At 69.3% G+C, this 19,765-nt stretch carries 15 protein-coding genes; 7 read left to right on the forward strand and 8 right to left on the reverse strand.

Going from position 1 to position 19,765, the window contains the following annotated elements:
- Window positions 1-205 precede the first annotated feature (205 nt).
- Complete coding sequence (locus D6270_RS21915; RefSeq protein ID WP_109163914.1) at window positions 206-622, reverse strand: DUF4307 domain-containing protein; 417 nt, start codon at window positions 620-622, stop codon at window positions 206-208.
- Window positions 623-833: 211 nt separating this feature from the next.
- Here D6270_RS21915 and mca point away from each other — a divergent pair, with 211 nt between their 5' ends.
- Complete coding sequence (gene mca, locus D6270_RS21920; RefSeq protein ID WP_109163913.1) at window positions 834-1,715, forward strand: mycothiol conjugate amidase Mca; 882 nt, start codon at window positions 834-836, stop codon at window positions 1,713-1,715.
- Window position 1,716: 1 nt separating this feature from the next.
- Window positions 1,717-1,941 carry a hypothetical protein gene (locus tag D6270_RS21925; protein ID WP_109163912.1) on the forward strand — a complete coding sequence of 75 codons (225 nt, stop codon included), beginning with the start codon at window positions 1,717-1,719 and terminating at the stop codon, window positions 1,939-1,941.
- Between the two features lie 31 nt (window positions 1,942-1,972).
- Here D6270_RS21925 and D6270_RS21930 read toward each other — a convergent pair whose 3' ends face one another.
- From D6270_RS21930 to D6270_RS21940, 3 genes are all read right to left on the reverse strand, one after another.
- On the reverse strand, window positions 1,973-5,278 hold the full coding sequence (locus D6270_RS21930; protein WP_109163911.1) for a tetratricopeptide repeat protein: 3,306 nt from the start codon (window positions 5,276-5,278) through the stop codon (window positions 1,973-1,975).
- Window positions 5,279-5,420: 142 nt separating this feature from the next.
- Window positions 5,421-5,669: a hypothetical protein gene (locus D6270_RS21935; RefSeq protein WP_109163910.1), complete on the reverse strand. Its 249-nt coding sequence runs from the start codon at window positions 5,667-5,669 to the stop codon at window positions 5,421-5,423.
- A gap of 5 nt (window positions 5,670-5,674) precedes the next feature.
- Window positions 5,675-6,501 (reverse strand): IS5 family transposase gene (locus D6270_RS21940; RefSeq protein ID WP_109167315.1). Its coding sequence is split into 2 segments (ribosomal slippage): window positions 5,675-6,159 and window positions 6,159-6,501, totalling 828 coding nucleotides; the frame shifts between segments, so codons are not numbered across the junction.
- Between the two features lie 611 nt (window positions 6,502-7,112).
- Here D6270_RS21940 and D6270_RS21945 point away from each other — a divergent pair.
- The 3 genes from D6270_RS21945 (at window position 7,113) to D6270_RS21955 (ending at window position 13,541) form a co-directional block, all read left to right on the forward strand.
- Window positions 7,113-12,284, forward strand: coding sequence for a DUF6531 domain-containing protein (locus tag D6270_RS21945; RefSeq protein WP_109163909.1), 5,172 nt, complete (start codon window positions 7,113-7,115; stop codon window positions 12,282-12,284).
- Window positions 12,285-12,321: 37 nt separating this feature from the next.
- The gene (locus D6270_RS21950) at window positions 12,322-12,627 is read left to right on the forward strand and encodes a hypothetical protein (protein ID WP_158650543.1); all 306 of its coding nucleotides are present in this window, start codon (window positions 12,322-12,324) and stop codon (window positions 12,625-12,627) included.
- Between the two features lie 371 nt (window positions 12,628-12,998).
- On the forward strand, window positions 12,999-13,541 hold the full coding sequence (locus D6270_RS21955) for a hypothetical protein (protein WP_158650544.1): 543 nt from the start codon (window positions 12,999-13,001) through the stop codon (window positions 13,539-13,541).
- Here the strand turns inward: D6270_RS21955 and D6270_RS21960 are convergent.
- Window positions 13,533-14,341, reverse strand: a protein-coding gene (locus D6270_RS21960; RefSeq protein ID WP_162600266.1) for an IS5 family transposase whose coding sequence is annotated in 2 segments (ribosomal slippage) — window positions 13,533-14,002 and window positions 14,002-14,341 — 810 coding nt in all. Because the reading frame shifts where the segments join, the coding sequence is not laid out codon by codon here. The genes D6270_RS21955 and D6270_RS21960 overlap by 9 nt on opposite strands.
- 64 nt (window positions 14,342-14,405) lie before the next feature.
- A complete protein-coding gene (locus D6270_RS21965; protein ID WP_109162526.1) occupies window positions 14,406-14,825 on the reverse strand; it encodes a hypothetical protein in 420 nt (139 codons plus the stop codon).
- Between the two features lie 311 nt (window positions 14,826-15,136).
- Here D6270_RS21965 and D6270_RS21970 point away from each other — a divergent pair, with 311 nt between their 5' ends.
- Window positions 15,137-15,904 carry a transposase gene (locus tag D6270_RS21970; RefSeq protein WP_109163906.1) on the forward strand — a complete coding sequence of 256 codons (768 nt, stop codon included), beginning with the start codon at window positions 15,137-15,139 and terminating at the stop codon, window positions 15,902-15,904.
- A gap of 179 nt (window positions 15,905-16,083) precedes the next feature.
- Here D6270_RS21970 and D6270_RS21975 read toward each other — a convergent pair whose 3' ends face one another.
- Complete coding sequence (locus tag D6270_RS21975) at window positions 16,084-16,650, reverse strand: Uma2 family endonuclease (protein WP_109163905.1); 567 nt, start codon at window positions 16,648-16,650, stop codon at window positions 16,084-16,086.
- Window positions 16,651-16,846: 196 nt separating this feature from the next.
- Here D6270_RS21975 and D6270_RS21980 point away from each other — a divergent pair, with 196 nt between their 5' ends.
- Window positions 16,847-18,865, forward strand: a complete 2,019-nt coding sequence (locus D6270_RS21980) for a thioredoxin domain-containing protein (RefSeq protein ID WP_109163904.1) — start codon at window positions 16,847-16,849, stop codon at window positions 18,863-18,865.
- Between the two features lie 115 nt (window positions 18,866-18,980).
- On the opposite strand, the gene trhA is transcribed toward D6270_RS21980, so the two are convergent.
- A complete protein-coding gene (gene trhA / locus D6270_RS21985; RefSeq protein WP_109163903.1) occupies window positions 18,981-19,694 on the reverse strand; it encodes a PAQR family membrane homeostasis protein TrhA in 714 nt (237 codons plus the stop codon).
- Window positions 19,695-19,765: the final 71 nt, after the last annotated feature.

The raw sequence follows: 19,765 nt of genomic DNA on the forward strand, positions 1-19,765 counted from the left end.
TCGTCGGTACTGGGAATACAAAGGATCGCCCTACCCGGAAGCATGTACTTCCTCGGGTGGGCGAAACCACGAGCCTAACAATTCCCCAGGAAAAGGGGGAGAAGGTAAACCGTCACACGTCCGGGTGGACTGCCCGGCCGAGGGAAGGCCCAGGTCAGCAGGGGTGCACTGGATCGGGCGCGGCGAAAAGTCCGCCGTCGGACGGTCAGCCGGCGGGAGAGTCGCCGCCCGTGCAGCCCGTGAGCTCCACCGCGGTGGCCCGGGCCCGGGTCCGCATCACGAGGAGCTCGTCGATCCGGCTCGCACCGGGGCCGAAGCGGGCCTCCTTGCGGCCGACCTCGCTGCCGTCCTTGCTCAGGGCCCGTACGGTGCAGTAGCCGTCGACCTCGCTGCCCTTGCGCACTTCGAGGTGGGCCTCGGTCCGTGTGTCGGAGACGATGTCGAACTTGATCAGCTCGGCGCTGATGCCCTGGCCGGTCACATAGCCGTAGCCGATCCAGCCGACCACGCCGAGCAGCGCGACGCCCAGCACCGAACCGACGATCTTCAGCCTGCGGTCCGCACGCTGGTCGTCGGTCCTGCCGTACCGCCCCGCGGGCGTGGCTTCGCGAACCGCCGTCATGATCTTTCCCTCCGGTCCGGGCAACGAGGAATTTTCCACCTCCCCGTTCGGTCACTATAGAAGTCCCCGGTTCGTCGTCCGACCGCGCCCCGGAGCGGAACAGCAGGACCACGAAAGAGGCAGGACAACGACCACCAGGGTGATGGCACTCTCTCCCTGGCGACCCACCGCGGTCACATCACATCGCGACCACATCACTGAGGATCGAGCTTTGACTGAGCAGCTGCGACTGATGGCCGTTCACGCCCACCCCGACGACGAGTCGAGCAAGGGCGCGGCCACCATGGCCAAGTACGTGTCCGAGGGGGTGGACGTGCTGGTCGTGACCTGCACGGGGGGCGAGCGCGGCTCCATCCTCAACCCGAAGCTCCAGGGCGACGCGTACATCGAGAAGAACATCCACGAGGTGCGCAAGAAGGAGATGGACGAGGCCCGGGAGATCCTGGGCGTCCAGCAGGAGTGGCTCGGTTTCGTCGACTCCGGCCTCCCCGAGGGAGACCCGCTGCCGCCGCTGCCGGAGGGCTGCTTCGCGCTGGAGGACCCCCAGGTCGCGGCCGGGCGGCTGGTGGCGAAGATCCGCGCGTTCCGGCCGCAGGTCATCACCACGTACGACGAGAACGGCGGCTACCCGCACCCCGACCACATCATGACGCACACGATCTCGATGATCGCGTTCGACGGTGCGGCCGACGCGGAGGCCTTCCCGGAGGACGAGTTCGGGCCGGTCTGGACGCCGCGGAAGCTCTACTACAACCAGGGCTTCAACCGGCCGCGCACCGTCGCGCTGCACGAGGCGCTCCTGGCGCGCGGCCTGGAGTCGCCGTACGGGGAGTGGCTGGAGCGGTGGAAGGAGTTCGAGCGCGTCGAACGCACGCTGACCACGCACGTTCCCTGCGACGAGTTCTACGAGATCCGCGACAAGGCGCTGATCGCGCACGCCACGCAGATCGATCCGGAGGGCGGCTGGTTCCGCGTTCCGATGGAGATCCAGCGGGAGGTCTGGCCGACCGAGGAGTACGAGCTGGCGAAGTCTCTGGTCGATACCTCCCTCCCCGAGAGCGACCTCTTCGCGGGCATCCGCGACAATGCCTGATATGTACGCGACCCAGGCACTGACGCACGTCGTCCCGCTCGCCGCCGAACTCGACAAGAACAAGGTCACCCCCGGCGTTCTCGGGTTCCTCGTCTTCGCCGCCCTCGCCATCGGGGTGTGGCAGCTGATGAAGTCGATGAACCGGCACATGGGGCGGGTCAACTTCGAGGAGGCGCCTGATCCGGCCGCCGAGAGCGGGGCCCCCGGCGTGACCGCCGAGAAGTAGGCCAGGGGCCCCGGGACGCGGGCTTCCGTCCTCAGACGCCGGACGGGCCGGCAGAGGTCCGCACGCCCATGACCTCGCGGGAGTGGCGGGTCGGGATCAGGCCGAGCCGCCACGCCTGCCAGCCGTCCTCCAGGTCCACACCCCGGCTCAGGACCACCGCGAACGTCTCCGCGCACCGCTCGAGACCGGAGTCCCGGGCCGGGTGGTGCGCGGCGGCCAGCTCCGCCAGCTCCTGCTGGGCCACCACCGTGCCCACCTCGCTGCCGCCCGGCGAGGCGTACGGCAGCAGCGTGCACCGCAGGAACCGGGCCCAGTCGCGCCCGCGCTCGTCCCCGTACGAGACGAACAGCTCCACCGCCTCGTCGCACAGCGCGAGCGCCTGGGCCGCCCGGCCGTTGCCCGCGTCGATCAGCGCCAGCTCCAGGCAGGCCCACGCCTCCCCGTGCGCCACCCCGATGCGCCGGAAGTCGGCCCGCGCGTCCATCAGGAGCTGCCGGGCGAACCCCGAATTGCGCAGGTTCCCCGTCTGCGCGGCCCGCTGGTCGCGGGTGACCCGGCCCGAGTGGTGGCGGGCGCAGGCGAGCCCGTACACGTCCCGCATCCGGGAGAACATCGTCCGGGCCCGCTCCAGCTCCCGTACGGCCTCCACGGTGTCGCCGGCCTCCTCCAGCGCCTGGCCCAGGTAGTACAGCGTCCACGCCTCACCGCGCGCGTCCTCGTTGTCCCGGTGCCGGGCCAGCGCGTCGCGGAGCTGCTCCAGGGCGGCCTCCGGGTCGCCGTCCAGCAGCCGGGCCCGGGCGAGCTGGGTGATGGCCCAGGCCTCGCCGCGCCCGTCGCGGGTGCGGCCGTACAGCTCCAGGGCGGTGGACAGGGCCTCCTCGGCCGCCGCCACCTCGCCGGTACGGAGGCGGACCTGGCCGAGCTGGAAGCGCGTCCACGCCTCCCCGTGCAGCGACTCGCCCTCGCGGTGCAGGGTGAGCGCGGTGTCCAGCAGGGCGAGCGCGCGGGCCAGGTTGCCCCGGTCGCGTTCGACGGCCGCCAGCGCGTGCAGGGTCCAGGCCCGGTCCTCGGCCTGCGAGGCGGAGGCCTGGAGCTCCAGCGCCTCCCCGAGCCGGGCGGCGGCCTCGGTGAGGTTGCCCTGGTGGTGCAGGGTGATGCCGAGCGAGCAGAGGGCGAGGGCCGCGCCCGCGTCGTTGTCCGCCTCCCGGTAGAGGCCGACCACCGAGGAGAGCGTGGTGCGGGCCTTGTCCAGCTCACCGAGCTGCCGCGCCGCGATCCCCGTACGCCACTGCACCGAGCGCTCCAGCAGCCCCTGGTCGACGGAGCGCGTCAGCTCGCTGATCTCACCCAGCCGGTAGAGGTCGCCGCGCAGCAGGCAGTAGTCGCACAACGCGCCCAGGAGGTTCAGGACGGTGGACTGGTCGACGCCCTCGGTGTGGCGCAGCGCGGAGGTGATGAAGCTGGACTCGTCGTCCAGCCAGCGCAGCGCCGAGTCCAGCGAACCGAAGCCGTGCGAGCCGAACTGTCCGGCCCGGGTCGACATCTTCCCGTCGACCATGCGGATCACGGCGTTCGCCAGCTCCGCGTAGCTCGTCAGCAGCCGCTCATGGGCGGCTGCCCGCTCGGCGGGCTCCTCCTCGTCCAGGAGCCGGGCCAGGGCGAAGCCCCTCACGAGGTCGTGGAGCCGGTAGCGCGAGCCCCGAACGTGGGTGAGCAGCCCGGCCCGGGTCAGCTCCTCCAGCCGCCGCCCGGCCTCCTGCTCATCGGCCGCCAGCAGGGCAGCGGCGGCCGCCGCCCCGAGGCTGGCCCGGCCCGCCAGCGCGAGCCGCCGCAGCAGCCGGCGGGCCGCCTCGTTCTGGTCGGTGTAGCGCAGCCACAGGGTCCGGTCCACGGGGGAGACCGGACCGTACGCCCGCAGGTCCTCCGCGAGCGCACTGCGGGTACGGGCCCCGAGCGCGGACGCGGCCACCCGCAGCGCCAGCGGCAGCCCGCCGCACAGCTCCACGACGGCGTCGGTGGCCGGATAGTCGTACGGCCCCGACTCCTCGCCCCCGGCCACCTCGCGCAGCAGCTCCTCGGCGCCTCCCGCGTCCAGCGGGCCGACCGGCAGGTGGTGCACCCAGGCCGGCACGTCCTCGGGCAGCTCCAGCGGCTCCCGGGCGGTGATGATGACCAGGCTGTCGGAGCGCTCCGGGATCAGGGTGCGGACCTGCTCGGCGTCGGTCGCGTCGTCCAGCACGATGGTGACGGGGGTCCCGGTGAGGTGCTGGTGGTACAGCTCGCCGAGGCGCCGCACATGCTGTTCGGCGGCGGACTTCCCGTACGCCGCCGCCTGCGCGGGACCGGAGTTGCCGGGAGCCCCGTCGCGTCGGGCGGGGGCTCCGGGCGTGGTGCCGTCCCGGAAGAGGAGCTGCTCGCGCGGGGCGCCCAGCCGGTTGAGGAGGTGGAGCAGGGCGTCCCGGGTCGGCAGCGGACTCTCCCCGCTGACCTGGCCCCGCAGGTCGACCACGCAGGCGCCCTTGAACTGGTCCTTGAGCGCGTGCGCCGCCCGCACCGCGAGCGTCGTGCGTCCGGACCCCGGTTCGCCGTGCAGCACGACGACGGTGGGGCGGGTCCGCGTGGAGGCGCGGGCGGCGTGCACCCACTGGGCGATCTGTCCCAGCTCGGCCCGCCGGCCGGTGAACGGCCCTTCGGTGCTGGGCAGATGGCCGAAGGACTGCTCCAGCACGACCCGGGCACGGGCGGCTGCACTGCGGTCACCGCCGCGCAACTGCCGTACGACAGAGGGCTTTCTCTGCTGGGACGCGCGGGTGGTGGGGGTGAGCATCCGCTGCTGGTCCAGATACGGGCGGATGCCCCGTACCTCCAGCGCGGAAAGCCACTGGAGCCGCAACTGCTCGGCCCCGCCCGGCTGTCCGGCCGCTCCGGCGCGGCGGTGGGCGGCGGGCCAGTGCGAGGCGGTCGCCTTCGCCACGGTCGTCGCGGCGCCGGCCACCGCGACGACCGCGCCCGCGCCGAGGGCGGGACCGGTGGTCGTGCCGAACGCCAGATCCGCCCCGAACGCGGCGACGGCCGCGACCCCTGTGACCAGCAGTGGAGTCCCCAGCGCCTCCCGGCTGAGCCGCTCGGAGAGGGGACGGTCACCGGCCGCCGCCGCGTCGAGTGCCTGCGTGTACGCGGCGTACTCCTCGCCCGCCCCCGCCGCGATGGTGTCCAGAGCCGCCCGCGCCCGCGCCATCAGCACACCGGGGTCCGTCCGGCCACCCGTGCGACGCGCCTCCTCCTCCACGGCCCGCACCAACAGCCTTTCGGCTTCCGCCCGATGGCTGTCCCGCATGTGTGTCCCCCTCCGAGAGCTGCGTCCGATGTCCTGCGCCGCCGGGGGTCGGTGACCCGACGTCAGGACCAAGTGTCCTGCGTACGGCGCTTCGGCGCGAGAGCCACCGTGCAAGGGGAGGGTCAAGGACGGAGGTGCGGGCTCACCCGGCCATGTCGCCCGTGCCCGGTGCGGGCAGCCCGACGGCGGCCCGCATCCGTCCTTCCTCCTCGGTCCCGTCACCCTCCCCGGTGCTCGCCATCCGCTCCCGGAACTCCTGCTCCGTACGGGCCTTCGACACCTCGCGCATCCTGGCCGCCAGTACGCCGAGACGGTCCGCGAACGTGGCGGCGGGGCCGCGCGCGGCCGACGGGAGCCCGGCCGTCTCCCGCAGTCGGACACGGGCCTTCACGGGCCTTAGAGCGTGTCCTGCATGGTCAGTTTGAGGAATCGTTTGTAGCAGCAGAGAGCGGCTGCCAGTCCGAGAAAGGCCAGGTAGTTGCCTGGTTTCCGCTCGTAGGGGTGGTTGAGTCTGCGGTAGCCGGTCAGCCAGGACATGGTGCGCTCGATGACCCATCTGCGGCGGCCGAGCCGCTCGCTGGATTCGATGCCTTTGCGGGCGATGCGGACTCCGATGTGCTTACCCCAGAGCCATCGCCGCAGGTGGGGGACGTCGTACGCCTTATCGGCGTGAAGGCGGCCGGGCTTCGATTCCGTCGCGTGGGATTCGTGTCCCATGTGGAAATGGGACAGCATGGGCTTCAGCGCGAGGCTGTCGTGGGTGTTGGCCGCGGAGAGCCCGACGCGTAGGGGCAGTCCGTCCGCGTCGGACAGGACGTGCATCCTGGAACCCGGCTTGCCCCGGTCCACGGGGCTCGGACCTGCAAGTTCGCCCCCTTTTTAGCGCGCACGTGCGCGGAGTCCAGGACCGCCCGGGACAGATCGATCAAGTCCCGTTCATCCAGGAGCTGCAGAATCTTCTCATGCAGCCGGCCCCACACCCCGGCTCTCGACCAGATGACGAACCGTCGGTGCACGGTCGACTTCGACGCACCGAAGCACGGCGGCAGGGCCCGCCAGGCGCATCCGCTGACCAGTACGTAGATGATCGCCGCGAAGACCGCCTCATCATCGATGTTCGCGACCCCGCCGCCCTGCGGCCGCACTCTGGCCGACGGCAGTAACGGCCTCGCTATCTCCCACAGTCCGTCCGGAACAATCCATCCCCACCCTCCACTTCCCATGAACAGCACAACCGCCAACTGGCCATGTAGGACACGCTCTAAGTGCGGAGGGATCGGCCAGTCCTCTATTCCGAGTCACCAGGTGGGTCGCGTGTCGAGGCCCCCCGTGCGCGCTCGGCCCTTGTGTCTGATCCCGGGCCGGCCTTGCAGCGCCGTCCGTGGCGGCCTCGCGACCTAGGTTGCCTCGTCCGGTGGAGGGCTGTCCTCTGCCCAGCCCTCCACCGGTAATGGTGCGTTCACGTGCACCGGCCCGCTCGCGTCGTCGCGTCCACGCCAATTTGAGCACCTGCCCGCCCTCGTGACCAGGTGCTTCCCCTCTCATCACTTCAGCGTTGCCGCTGCAATCCAGCCGCATTTCGTACCGCGCGTTACTGCGGACGCTTTGTGGATCAACATCACTGAGTCTCTGCTCACTGCTGCCTCACAGGTGATTCATCATGCGCACACAAGCGCGAAGACTCGTCACGGCCTTCCTGGCCTTCATCCTCCTTGCGATATCGGCTGCCGCCCCGTCTTGGGCGGCTCCCCGGGACCGACCGGGCGGTGCTGCGGCGGGCGTCGCCCAGGTCAAGGCCCGTACGGCCGAGGACCTGCCCGATCCGCCCCAGGCGATGACGCTGGCCGAGCGCCGCAAGCAGGTCGCGAAGGACCGGCACGAACTGTCGCCCATGCGGGGCTACATGAACGCGCCGGAGCGCAAAGCCAAGGGCACCCCTCACGGGCGGCCGGACACGGAGCGCATCAAGCGTGGCCCCGGCGCCGAGGCGGGCGCGGCTGCGCAGCGCCTCGCCGCCGCGCCCGGGAACCCGGTTTCGGTGTCGGCCTGGGCGACCGCGTACCCCGGCATGCTGTCGATCGGCGGGCAGGTGAAGCTGCCGCAGCGGGGATCGACGTACACCGGGATGTGGCTGTATGTCCTGGACGAAGCGGGCTCCCCCGTCGTTCAGCAAGAGATCAAGAAGTCCACCGATGACCCCAGCGGGGACACCCCGGACACCGGCGCCTGGTGCTACGACTGGTGGTCGAGCAACTCCTACCCCACTGACCAGTGCTTCTGGTGGGCCGGCGGTGAACTGGGCGGAATCCTGGAGGACGGCAAGAAGTACTACGCCTGGGTCTTCCTGAACAACGCCGACGGCTCAAGCCCGGGCGGGACCACCTCGCCACTGGTGGGGGCTTTCTACACGCCCGGCATTCCCGGCGCAGCGGCGGGCATCTGCACCTGTTACGCCCAGGCCCACCGCGCCGACCCGGTCAACACGGCGACCGGCATGTTCTACGAGCAACTCATCGACGCCTCTCTGACGGGTCCGGGGGTGCCGCTGACCCTGGAGCGCACCTATCGGTCGGACTCGACCTCCACCGGTCTGCTGGGGCGCGGCTGGGCGACGCCGTTCGACGCGCGGCTGACCCTCGCGACGGGGAAGGCGACATACCGGACGGGTGACGGGGCGTCATTCGTGTTCACGCAGGCGAGCGACGGCACGTACACCGCCCCGGCGGGCACGACGGCCAAGCTGGTCAAGGGGACGAGTACGTACACGGTCACCACCCCGGACCACACTGTGCGGACCTTCGACAGTGCCGGTCTGCTGACCTCGGTGGTCAGCGCGGCGGGCAAGGGCCTGAGCCTGACGTACGCGTCAAGCAAGCTCGCCTCCGTCAAGGACGCCGCCGGTCGCACCACCTCCTTCACACCAAGCGCCGACGGACTGCTGTCCAAGGTGGGCCTGCCGGACGGTACATCGGTCTCGTACGGCTACACCGACGGTCTGCTGACCTCGGTCACCGACCCGGCCGGCAGGACGTCCTCGTACGCGTATGACACGAAGAAGCGGCTGTCGTCCTACACCGACCCGGCCGGCGGCAAAGTCAGCAATGTCTACGACAGCGCGGGCCGTATCAAGTCCCAGACCGACCAGAACAGCAAGACCACCACGTTCACCTGGGACGGCAAGAGCGAGTCGCACACCACCGCACCCGACGGCGGCGTGTGGACCGACGTCTACGCCAGCAACGTCCTGATGGAGACGATCGACCCGTACGGCAAGAGCATCACCTACGACTACAACCGTCAGCTGCGCCCGGCCGCCATCACCGACCGGCGCGGCAACACCACAGCGATGACGTACGACACCGCGGGGCGGATGCTCACCCGCACTGCGCCGGTTGCGCTCGGCTACAAGGAGAGTTGGGGCTACGACACCGCGGGCAACCTCACGAGCCACACTGACGGCCGCGGCAACAAGACGACATACGCTTACACCGCGAACCGGCTGACGTCGGCGACGGACCCGACGGGCGGCAAGACCCTCTACACATACACCGCGCTCGGCTCGCTGGAGACCGTGACGAGCCCGCGCGGCAAGGTCACCACGTACGGGTACGACGCCGCGGGCAACCGGACGTCGGTCACCACCCCGCTGGGTGCGAAGACGACGTTCACTTATGACAAGGCGGGCCGCGTCCTGACCAGGACGGACCCGCGCGGCAACGTCTCCGGTGCCGACCCGGCCGCGTACACCACGAAGTACACCTACGACGGCCGTGGTCTGCTCAGCTCGGCCACGGACGCCCTGGGCCGTACGACGACCTACGAGTACAACGGCGCAGAGCAGTTGACATCGGTGCGCAACCCTGCGGGCGACACCGCCACCCTCGGCTACGACAACGCGGGGAACCTGACCCGGACCATTGACCAGGCTGGCAAGTCCCTCACCCGCACCTACGACGCGAGCGGACGGCTCGCCTCCGAGACCGACGCGGCCGGCGGCCGAACCACCTACATGTACGACAAGGTCGGTCGGCTGCTCAGCAGCGTCTCGCCGCGCGGGAACGACTCCGGCGCCGACCCGGCCGCCTACACCACGTCCTACGTGTACGACGCGGCTGGCAACCTCACCGAGACCACCGGTCCCACGGGCGCGACGACGAAGAGGACCTACGACGCGATCAACCGGCCGCTCGTGGTCACGGACCCGCTGGGCCACACCACCGGCTACACCTACGACGCCAACAACAATGTCACCAAGACCACCGACGCCGCAGGCAAGACGACCACCGCCGTCTACGACAAGAACAACCGCCTCAGCAGCAGCACCGACCAGCTGAGCAAGACCACGACTTACGCCTACGACACCGAAGGCAACCTGCTCAGCCGCACCTCCCCGCTCGGTCACAAGTCGAGCTGGACCTACGACGGCGACGGCCGCCGAGCCACCGCGGTCGATCCGCGCGGCAACGGCACCGGCGCCGACCCCGCCCAGTACACGACAACGTATGGCTACGACCCGGCGGGCAACCCCACCAAGGTCACCGGCCCGCTCGGCGGCGTCACCACCACCGCCTACGACGCCCTCGGCAAGGTCGTCGGACGCAAGGACGCTGATGGGCGCACCACCTCTTACGGCTACGACGACCTGGACCAGCTGATCAAGGTCACCGCCCCCGACGGCGCGGTAACCGCCTACGGTCACGACAAGCTCGGCAACCTCACCGAGCGCACCGACGCCAACGGCCACGTCACCGCGTACGGCTACGACGCGGTGCACCGCCTCACTTCGGTCACCGACCCACTGGAACGGAAGACGACCTACGCATACGACGCGGAGGGCAACGTCACCGGGAAGACCACGCCCCGCGGCACCACCGGCTACGCGTACGACCCGCGCGGTCTGCTCACCAAGATCGACTACTCGGACGCCACCCCCGACGCGACCTTCGGCTACGACGACGCCGGGCAGTTGACCGCCCGCGCGAACTCCAAGATCTCCGAGGACTTTGTCTACGACGCGGTCGGCAATCTGACCAAGACGCGTGGCTTCGCCTACACCTACGACGCTGCCGGGCAGATGCTCACCCGCAAGTACTCCGACGGCAACACGATCACGTACACGTACGACGCCGACGGCAACACCGCGACGATGGCGGCCGACGGCAAGACCACCACGTACACCTGGGACCCGGCGGGCAACCTGGTCACGTCGGCCCTGCCCAACACCGAGACCGAGAACCGCACCTACGACCGGGCGGGCCGGGTCACGGCGGTGACCGCCACCAAGGCGGGCGCCACGGTCACCAAGACGGCGCTGACACTGTCCGCGGCGGGCCTGCCCTCGCGCGTGGAGGTCACCCGGGCCAGCGTCGGCACCGGCGGCTACGACCTCACCTATGACGCGGTCGGCCGGCTCACCTCCGGCTGCGCGCCGCAGCCCTGGGTCACCGGCTGCGCCGCCAGCCGCACCACGTCCTACACCTACGACAAAGTCGGCAACCGGCTGACCTCCACCCTGGGCACCGCCTCGACCAGCTACACCTATGACGCGGCCGACCAGCTCACCTCGACCACCACCGGCATCGCGACCACAGCCTACGACCACGACGCCGAGGGCAACCGGACCAAGGCCGGCGCCGACACCTACACCTACGACCTGGCCGGACAGATCTCCGCCGCCACCGTCGCAGGCGCCGCCTACACCTACGACCACGACGCGAGCGGCAACCAGGTCACCACTGCCAAGGACGGCGCGGTCACCAACCGCACCCAGTGGGACCCCAACGCACCCCTGCCCATCCTGGCCACCGAGTACGACAGCGCCTGGGCCGTCAAGCAGTCCTACCGCTACGACCCCCTCGGCCAGCCCACCGCCACCAAAACGGGCGCCGGGGCGCTCTTCTACTACCACCACGACACCCAGGGCTCCCCGGTCGACGTTGCCGACAGTACCGGGACCCTCTACCAGCGCTGGGCCTACGACTCGTTCGGCACCCGCGTCCTGAACACCACCACCAGCGGGGCGCCCGCGAGCACTCCGTCGTACACCGGCGCCCGGTACGAGACCAGCACCGGCAATCTCGACCTGCACGCCCGCCAGTACGACACCGCCACCGGCCGCTTCACGCGGTCCGACCCGGCCGACAGGGACCTGTCGACGCCGTATGTCTCCGCGTACGCCTACGCCGACAACGTGCCCAGCGTGCTCACCGACCCCAGCGGTCTGACGCCCGACGACCCGAACAATGACCGAGTCGACAGCCTCGGCGAAGCGCTCGGCATCTTCGGCGACGCCTTCGTGGACGTCGCCAAGTCGCCGTTCGTGTTCCTCGGGGATTTGGAGGACGCGTTTACAGGTGAGAACGGTGGCGCGGGCGCGTTCATCGACAGGTACCTTCCCGTCCGCCCCGCCTATCGGCTGTACCGGGCCGAGTACATGCTCCGGCAGCAGGGCTGCGACGCGCTCGCCGACCTGTACGCAGAGACCGCCGACGAACTCGCCCAGCAGCTGGTCCTCACCGGGGTCGGCGGGCTGACCGGGTGGCGGCGGACCGCGGTGGCCACGGAGCGGGAGCTGCAGTCCGGCGGTTCGTCCTTCCGGCGGCCGCGCAGCGAGATGGACTTCGAGCTGGAATGGGCGGACCACGCCTATGCCGCGATCCGCGCCGACGCCCAGCTCGACCGGGTGGCGCAGACCGCGGCGTCGCACGGTTATTCTGCGGCCGATATCAATCAGATCTACAACCACCTGTTCGTCGAATCGCATCAGCTCGACGCGGGAATTCTACGATTCGACGCCAATCCGCGTATCGCCAGGGCCTGGGAACGCCTCCAGAACGGAAATCCGCATCCCAGCGATTTCGATCTGCTCGCGCATGAACTGTACGAGTCGAACTGGATGCGTCAGCACGGCGACCAGAACTATCGCCGCGCCCATCAGGCGACCTTGGACGCCGGCCGCACCTGGGACGAACATGCGCCCGCGGCGGACGGTATAGGATTCCGGTGATCAAACCCCTGGCTCGAGCGAACTGGTGGAAATCCCCGTGACAGCATCACTGACGTGCAGGAAGACCATTTCTCTCGAAGTGGGATCCGTCTACGCCTGGGAAACTGCAGAAGGTGTCACCGGGAACATCCTGATCGACCCGGAGGGGTCAGTCGCCCGCCCCTGCACGCTGGAGGGAATAACCCTCGGCGAAATGCTCCTCGACAAAAACGTCGGGAACGTGGAAAATCCCGGCCTGGACCCGAAGCTCGTCCGTGCTTTCCTGATCGCGGCATCGGCGATCTTCCAGGAAGGGGAGCGGCAGGGGCGACTGCCTGACAAGATCACGCGTACCTACTGGTAGGTGCCACGTCACCACCCGAGAGGCCGCGCTCTACCCAGAGCCCGGCCTCTCGGCATTCCACTGGGGGATGTGCTTCAGCTCATGAGAGCGGCGTGGCGGCCCATGTAGCGGACCCGGCAAACGCCCCCAACCCGCAAGCCACCCACCGACTGCCCAGCGCGAGTATCCAGTCTGCCCTCGCAACAGAGCCGTGACCTGTAAATGTCACGATGCACAGGACTCGGTGGACGTCCCACCTGCGGAGTTACTCCAGCCAGGGGCCCGACGTAGGCAGGGCGGCGATGCGGCGCTGTCCCTGGACGGACGTCTTCTTCTTCAGCTCGAGGTTTTCGTTCGTAGCAGGCTGCCCGGAGCATGCGGAGGTTGAGGCCGTGATCCGTCGCGATGGTGAGGTTCGGGTCGCGGGCCACCTCACAGACCCACTGGCGCCGTTGCTCGGCCCGGGCCTTGTTGCCGTGGCCGAAGACGTTGCTCGGTTGCCCGTAAACAAGTCGGGCCAGTTCCGTCCAGTTCGGCTCACCGGCCCACGCGACCTGATCGTCTACCGGGTGGACGGGAATCAAGTTGTCCTGGTTTTCCAGCCATTCATGCAGGACCCGGTCGTTGTGAGTGAGGCGCTCATCCGCGGGCGGAGCGAAGGACGGTACACGTACAGGGCCTGTGTGGCTGCGGCCGGTGTCGGCGAGCCACGCGAGCACGCGGTGACGCCGCTTGAGCCCCAAGCGGTTCTCGGCGGCGAACAATACGTGAGTGCGGCCGTTGGTGGCGAGCATGCTGGCACGCCGCCAGTTCACCTCGCCGCGAGGAGCCCGGCCCCGGTCTCGGGCGTTGAGCGGGATGCTGGTGCTCGGGTCTGCCAGCCACTGCTCCAGCTCGCGGTCGTTGTCCGTCTGTTACTGATCGTTTCAGAATGAGGTTCGTAGGCGTCGCAAGCAGATGATGCTGCAGGCGAGTTGAAGCAGCCCGAGGTGGAGGTCGGCGCGTATCTCGTAGCGGATGCGGAGGCGTTTGAACTGGCGGAGCCAGGCGAAGGTCCGCTCGACGACCCACCGTGTCTTGCCCAGTCCGGAGCCGTGCGGGACGCCGCGTCGGGCGATCTTCGGTGTGATGCCGCGGGCTCTGAGGATGCGCCGGTACTTGTCGTAGTCGTAGCCGCGGTCGGCGAACAGCCGACCCGGCCGGTGCCGAGGCCGCCCTCGGACTCCGCGGATGTGGGGGATCGCGTCCAGCAGGGGCGTCAGCTGGGTGACGTCGTGCCGGTTTCCGCCGGTCAGCGAGACGGCGAGAGGGGTGCCGTGCCGGTCGGTGATCAGATGGTGCTTGCTGCCCGGCCGCGCACGGTCGACCGGCGAAGGTCCAGTGTGAGCCCCCCTTTCAGGGCCCGGACGTGCGAGCCGTCGATCGCGCAGTCGTCCATGTCCAACAGACCCGCCCTGCGCAGCTCGGCCAGAAGAACCTCGTGCAGTCGGGGCCAGACGCCGGCCTCGGTCCAGTCCTGCAGCCGCCGCCAGGCCGTCACCCCACTGCACCCGGTCCGCTCGGCAGGCACGTCCCTCCAGCTCACATTCTTGCGCAGCACGTAAACGATGCCTCGCAGGGCGGCACGATCGTCCGCGGGCAGGCGTCCGGGATACCGATGACGCCGCGGCGGACGGGGTGGCAGCAATGGGGCGACGCGTTCCCACAGGTCATCAGGCACAAGATCATCCGACACCTGCACCACTCTGCCGCCACCAGACCCGACCGCCAAGCCCCGCGGCGAACTCATCCTGGAACGATCAGTTGGAGTCTGAGCGCAGTCCCAAGGCGCTGTGCTGAATCACGCCGGCCGGGGCATCAGCGGAGCGTGACTTTCGACGGGTCAACTCCACCAGCCTCGATCGGAGCTTCGGCGCTGGTTCGCCAAGCACAATGGCAGTGATCACCAACTCAAGCATGACGCAGTCGTAGGCGTCGTCCGAGCCTCCGTAGCGTTCGCCATCACGCTCAACCACGACGCTGGCGATTCGCCATCCACCACTATCAACCGGTGCGAAGGTCGCCGCGAAGACTCCGTAACCGGTCCAGCTTCGATGGAAGAAGACGACCTCACCCTCTGTGAAGACGTCCCACTTCTCGTCCATGTCCTGCGCCCCGTAGCCACGCTGGATTCGCTCCCAGTCCTCATCTGACCAGATCCGCTGAGGCAGCTCCGACATCGGCCGAGGATCTGATATCGGCTGGACGCGACACATGGACCGAGTTACACGTTTGTCAGCAGGCATGGAGCGATCTTACGGACGAGGTCGAGCTTGACAGCAAGCTCCTCGTCACCCTCATTGTGAAACGAGCTGTAAGTAGGGTCCGTACTGCTGTGGTGTGCGTTGCTGCCAATAGGACCCCCGCAGCGCAGGAAACTCATCGGTGCGTCAGGCTTTCGGTGCAGAATTCCTCGCATCTCGGAGGGGACGAACCTCCTCACGCAGAATCGAGGGCATGGGGCGGCAGCGGCAACTGGGATGATCCAGTTGTGACTGGTGTGATTACGGCATCGCAGCCGTCCTGGATAGCCCCGTTCACCGGGCTGAGCCAGCGTTCCTTCGGCAAGCTGGTGACGGTTCTGCGGCGTGAGGGTGCGGACACCGTTGGTAGAGGGCGGCCGTGGAGCCTGCCTCTGGAGGACCGGACGCTGCTGGTCGCGGCTTACTGGCGAACAAACTTGACGATGCGGCAGCTCGCGCTGCTCTTCGGTGTGTCGAAGTCCGCAGCAGACCGGATCATCGACCATCTCGGGCCGATGATCGCGCTCCGGCCACGCAGGTCTTTCGACAAGGGCACCGTACTGATCGTGGACGGGACGCTCGTGCCTACCCGGGACCACACCATCGCCGAGCGGTCCAAGAACTATCGGTACTCCACCAACCACCAGGTCGTCATTGACGCCGACACCCGCCACGTCGTCCTGGTGGGACGCCCGCTACCCGGCAACCGCAATGACTGCAGGGCATGGGAGGGGTCAGGGGCCAAGGCTGCCGTTGGCACGACCCTCACCATCGCCGACGGCGGCTATCCGGGCACCGGACTCGTGATGCCTCACCGGCGCCGCAAGGCCGAGGAGCTGCCCGATTGGAAGGAAGCCCACAACAAATCCCACAAGCAGGTCCGCGCCCGGGTCGAGCACGTCTTCGCCCGCATGAAGAACTGGAAGATCCTCCGCGACTGCCGCCTCAAAGGCGATGGTGTCCACCACGCCATGCTCGGCATCGCCCGGATGCACAACCTCAACCTCTCCGGCTAGATAAGCGGCCGGATGGATCCCCTCCCGCGTTCCCGTCCGTCAGAGATCATTTACGGGACAGCCCTTAGCAGGAGGTTTGCCAGGTCCGGAGATGGAAGACGCTTGTCGATCGGACTGTGAAGCAGCACGATGCGTGCGTTAAAGGTCAAGCATCGTTGGTGGACAACCTGTCGGTGCCCCTACAGGACGCCAAGATCGACCGTCACGGGGAATGGTGCGGTGGCCTTCGCGATGCCGGTGAACATCTCGCCGTCCCGGTAGGCCTTGGTGGCGGGGTCGAGGACGTAGGTGTACACGATTGGGACACCGGTGGCGGCCTGTTCAATGCGCCAGTAGAAGGGGATACCCGCCTTGGCGTACTGGTCCACCTTCACGATCCGGTCCGTGGTTTCCGAGCCGGGCGACACCACCTCCACGACCAAGAGCACGTGCTCGGGGCGGGTGGGTGTGAGGTCGATGGTCTCCGCCCGATACACGGTGACGTCCGGACGGCGGTTGGTGAGCGGCACATCCTGCAGGCGGACGTCGAAGTCTGTGTCGGCGTTCCAGTCTGGGCCCGCGGCGGCGTCCAGGGCGTTGGCCAGGATGCGGGCCAGCCGGTTGTGGCGCTTGGAGGCGCTCGGGCTCACGACGACCATCCCGTCCACGATCTCGATGCCGGCGCACTGCTCCTCCGACCAGGAGTCGTACTGCTCCGCGCTGATCTGCGTATGCATCCACGCGGGCGCCACCATCTCGGCGGTCATGGTCTACCTCCTTCGAGAGGCCTCGGCAGGTCCGGCGCTGCTGGAGTCAGCCTACTGTTCCGAGGTGCCCGACTGCCCGACTCGGAAGGGAAGGAGCCGCCCACCACGTCATGGGGCATAAGTGCAATTCGGCCAAGTGAGGCGGGCTCGTCAGCGTTTCACCGGTCGCGGCAGACGCTGTGAGAGGCTGGGCCGTATGAACCGGCTAGCTGGTGTGACCTCGCCTTATCTGCTTCAGCACGCTGACAATCCGGTCGACTGGTGGCCGTGGGGACCCGAGGCGTTCGACGAAGCGAAACGGCGCGATGTACCCGTTCTGCTATCCGTTGGATACTCCGCGTGCCACTGGTGCCACGTCATGGCCCACGAGTCCTTCGAGGACGAGACCGTGGCGGCCTACCTCAACGAGCGCTTCGTCGCCGTGAAGGTCGACCGGGAGGAGCGGCCCGATGTCGACGCCGTGTACATGGAGGCCGTGCAGGCGGCCACCGGGCATGGTGGGTGGCCGATGACCGTTTTTCTCACGCCGGATGCCGAACCCTTCTACTTCGGGACCTACTTCCCGCCCGAGCCGCGGCACGGGTCGCCCTCCTTCCAGCAGGTGCTCGAAGGGGTGAGCGCCGCCTGGAGTGACCGGCGTGAGGAGGTGGCCGAGGTGGCCGGGCGGATCGTGGCTGATCTGGCCGGGCGGTCGTTGGCTCATGGGGGCGACGGGGTGCCGGGGGAGCCGGAGGTCGCGCAGGCGTTGCTCGGGCTGACCCGGGAGTACGACGGGCAGCACGGCGGGTTCGGGGGTGCGCCCAAGTTCCCGCCGTCCATGGCCGTGGAGTTCCTGCTGCGGCACTACGCCCGTACCGGGTCCGAGGGGGCCCTCCAGATGGCCGCCGACACCTGTTCGGCGATGGCCCGGGGCGGGATCTACGACCAGCTCGGCGGCGGGTTCGCCCGGTACTCCGTGGACCGGGAGTGGGTCGTCCCGCACTTCGAGAAGATGCTGTACGACAACGCGCTGTTGTGCCGGGTCTACGCCCATCTCTGGCGCACCACCGGGTCCGCCGAGGCCCGTCGCATCGCCCTGGAGACCGCCGACTTCATGGTGCGGGAGCTCCGTACCACCGAGGGCGGCTTCGCCTCCGCGCTCGACGCCGACAGCGAGGACGCGCAGGGGAAGCACGTCGAGGGCGCCTTCTACGTGTGGACTCCCGCGCAGCTGCGCGCGGTGCTCGGTGAGGAGGACGGGGCCTTCGCCGCCGCCTACTTCGGGGTGACCGAGGCGGGCACCTTCGAGGAAGGCGCCTCCGTCCTCCAGCTTTCCGGTGAGGGGCGGCCCGTGGACGCCGGGCGCGTCGCCGACGTACGGGCGCGGCTGCTGGCGGCACGGGAGGAGCGGCCGCGTCCGGGGCGGGACGACAAGGTGGTCGCCGCCTGGAACGGGCTCGCCATCGCCGCCCTCGCCGAGACCGGCGCCTACTTCGACCGGCCCGACCTGGTGGAGCGCGCCACCGAGGCCGCCGACCTGCTGGTCCGGGTCCACCTGGGCGAGGTCGCCCGGCTGACCCGTACCTCCAAGGACGGGCGCGCCGGCACCAACGCCGGGGTGCTGGAGGACTACGGCGACGTGGCCGAGGGGTTCCTCGCCCTGGCCGCGGTGACCGGGGAGGGCGCTTGGCTGGAGTTCGCCGGGTTCCTGCTCGATGTCGTACTGGAGCAGTTCACCGGTGAGGGCGGGCAGCTCTACGACACCGCCCATGAGGCCGAGAAGCTGATCCGGCGGCCGCAGGATCCGACCGACAGCGCCACTCCGGCCGGTTGGACCGCTGCGGCGGGGGCTCTGCTCTCGTACGCCGCGTACACCGGGTCCGAAGCTCACCGGACCGCCGCCGAAGGTGCGCTCGGTGTCGTCAAGGCGCTGGCCCCCCGTGCGCCCCGGTTCATCGGCTGGGGGCTCGCCGTCGCCGAGGCGCTGCTGGACGGGCCCCGCGAGGTGGCCGTCGCCGGGCCCGTCGGCGGTGAGCTGCACCGTACGGCGCTGCTCGGCCGGGCGCCCGGTGCGGTCGTCGCGGCGGGCGAGGGGCCGGGGGCGGGGGCCGAGTTCCCGCTGCTGGTGGACCGGCCGCTGGTGGGCGGGGTGCCGACTGCGTACGTCTGCCGGCATTTCGTCTGTGACGCGCCGACCACGGATGCGGCCGAGCTGGCGGTGAAGCTGGGCGGCTGACGCCGCGGAGCGAGGGGGAGGGGCCGGCCGTCGTCTGCGACCGGCCCCTCGGGACGTTGTTCCTCAGTCGTTCGGCGTGCAGGCGTGGCCGGACCCTTGCCCGTACGCGTACCGCCTATCCGTGCTGGTACGCCACCAGCGAGATGCCCACGTAGTGCGCCACGAACGCCGCCAGCGTCAGCGAGTGGAAGACCTCGTGGAAGCCGAACCAGCGCGGCGACGGGTTCGGCCGCTTGATGCCGTAGATCACGCCGCCCGCGCTGTAGAGCAGCCCGCCCACGATGACCAGCACCAGGACCGCGATGCCGCCCGTCCGCATGAAGTCGGGCAGGAAGAAGACCGCCGCCCAGCCCATCGCGATGTAGCACGGCGTGTAGAGCCAGCGTGGGGCGCCGACCCAGAAGACCCGGAAGGCGATGCCCGCCGCCGCTGCCGCCCAGACCGCCCAGAGCAGGGGCCGTCCGGTGGATTCGGGCAGGAGCAGCAGGGTCAGCGGGGTATAGGTCCCCGCGATGATCAGGAAGATGTTGGCGTGGTCCAGGCGGCGCAGCACCGCCTCCCCGCGCGGGCCCCAGGTGCCGCGGTGGTAGACCGCGCTCACGCCGAAGAGCAGGCAGGCGGTGGCGATGTAGATGGCGCACGCGATCCGGCCGCGGGTGCTGTCCGTGAGGGCGATCAGGGTGATCCCGGCGATCAGCACCGCCGGGAACATGCCGGCGTGCAGCCAGCCGCGCATGCGGGGCTTGACGGGAACGGGGTCGAGTTCGACGGGGCCGGTCGTCGGCTCGGCAGGCCCTGGGATCGCGGCGGCAGCAGCGGCGTCAGTCATATCCGCATGCTACCTACGCAACCGTAGGTAACGAATATGAGTGGTGATGCTCACGTGTGAGGCCCCCTGGA

Origin of the sequence: Streptomyces griseus subsp. griseus (assembly GCF_003610995.1) — a bacterium.
Lineage (GTDB): Bacteria > Actinomycetota > Actinomycetes > Streptomycetales > Streptomycetaceae > Streptomyces.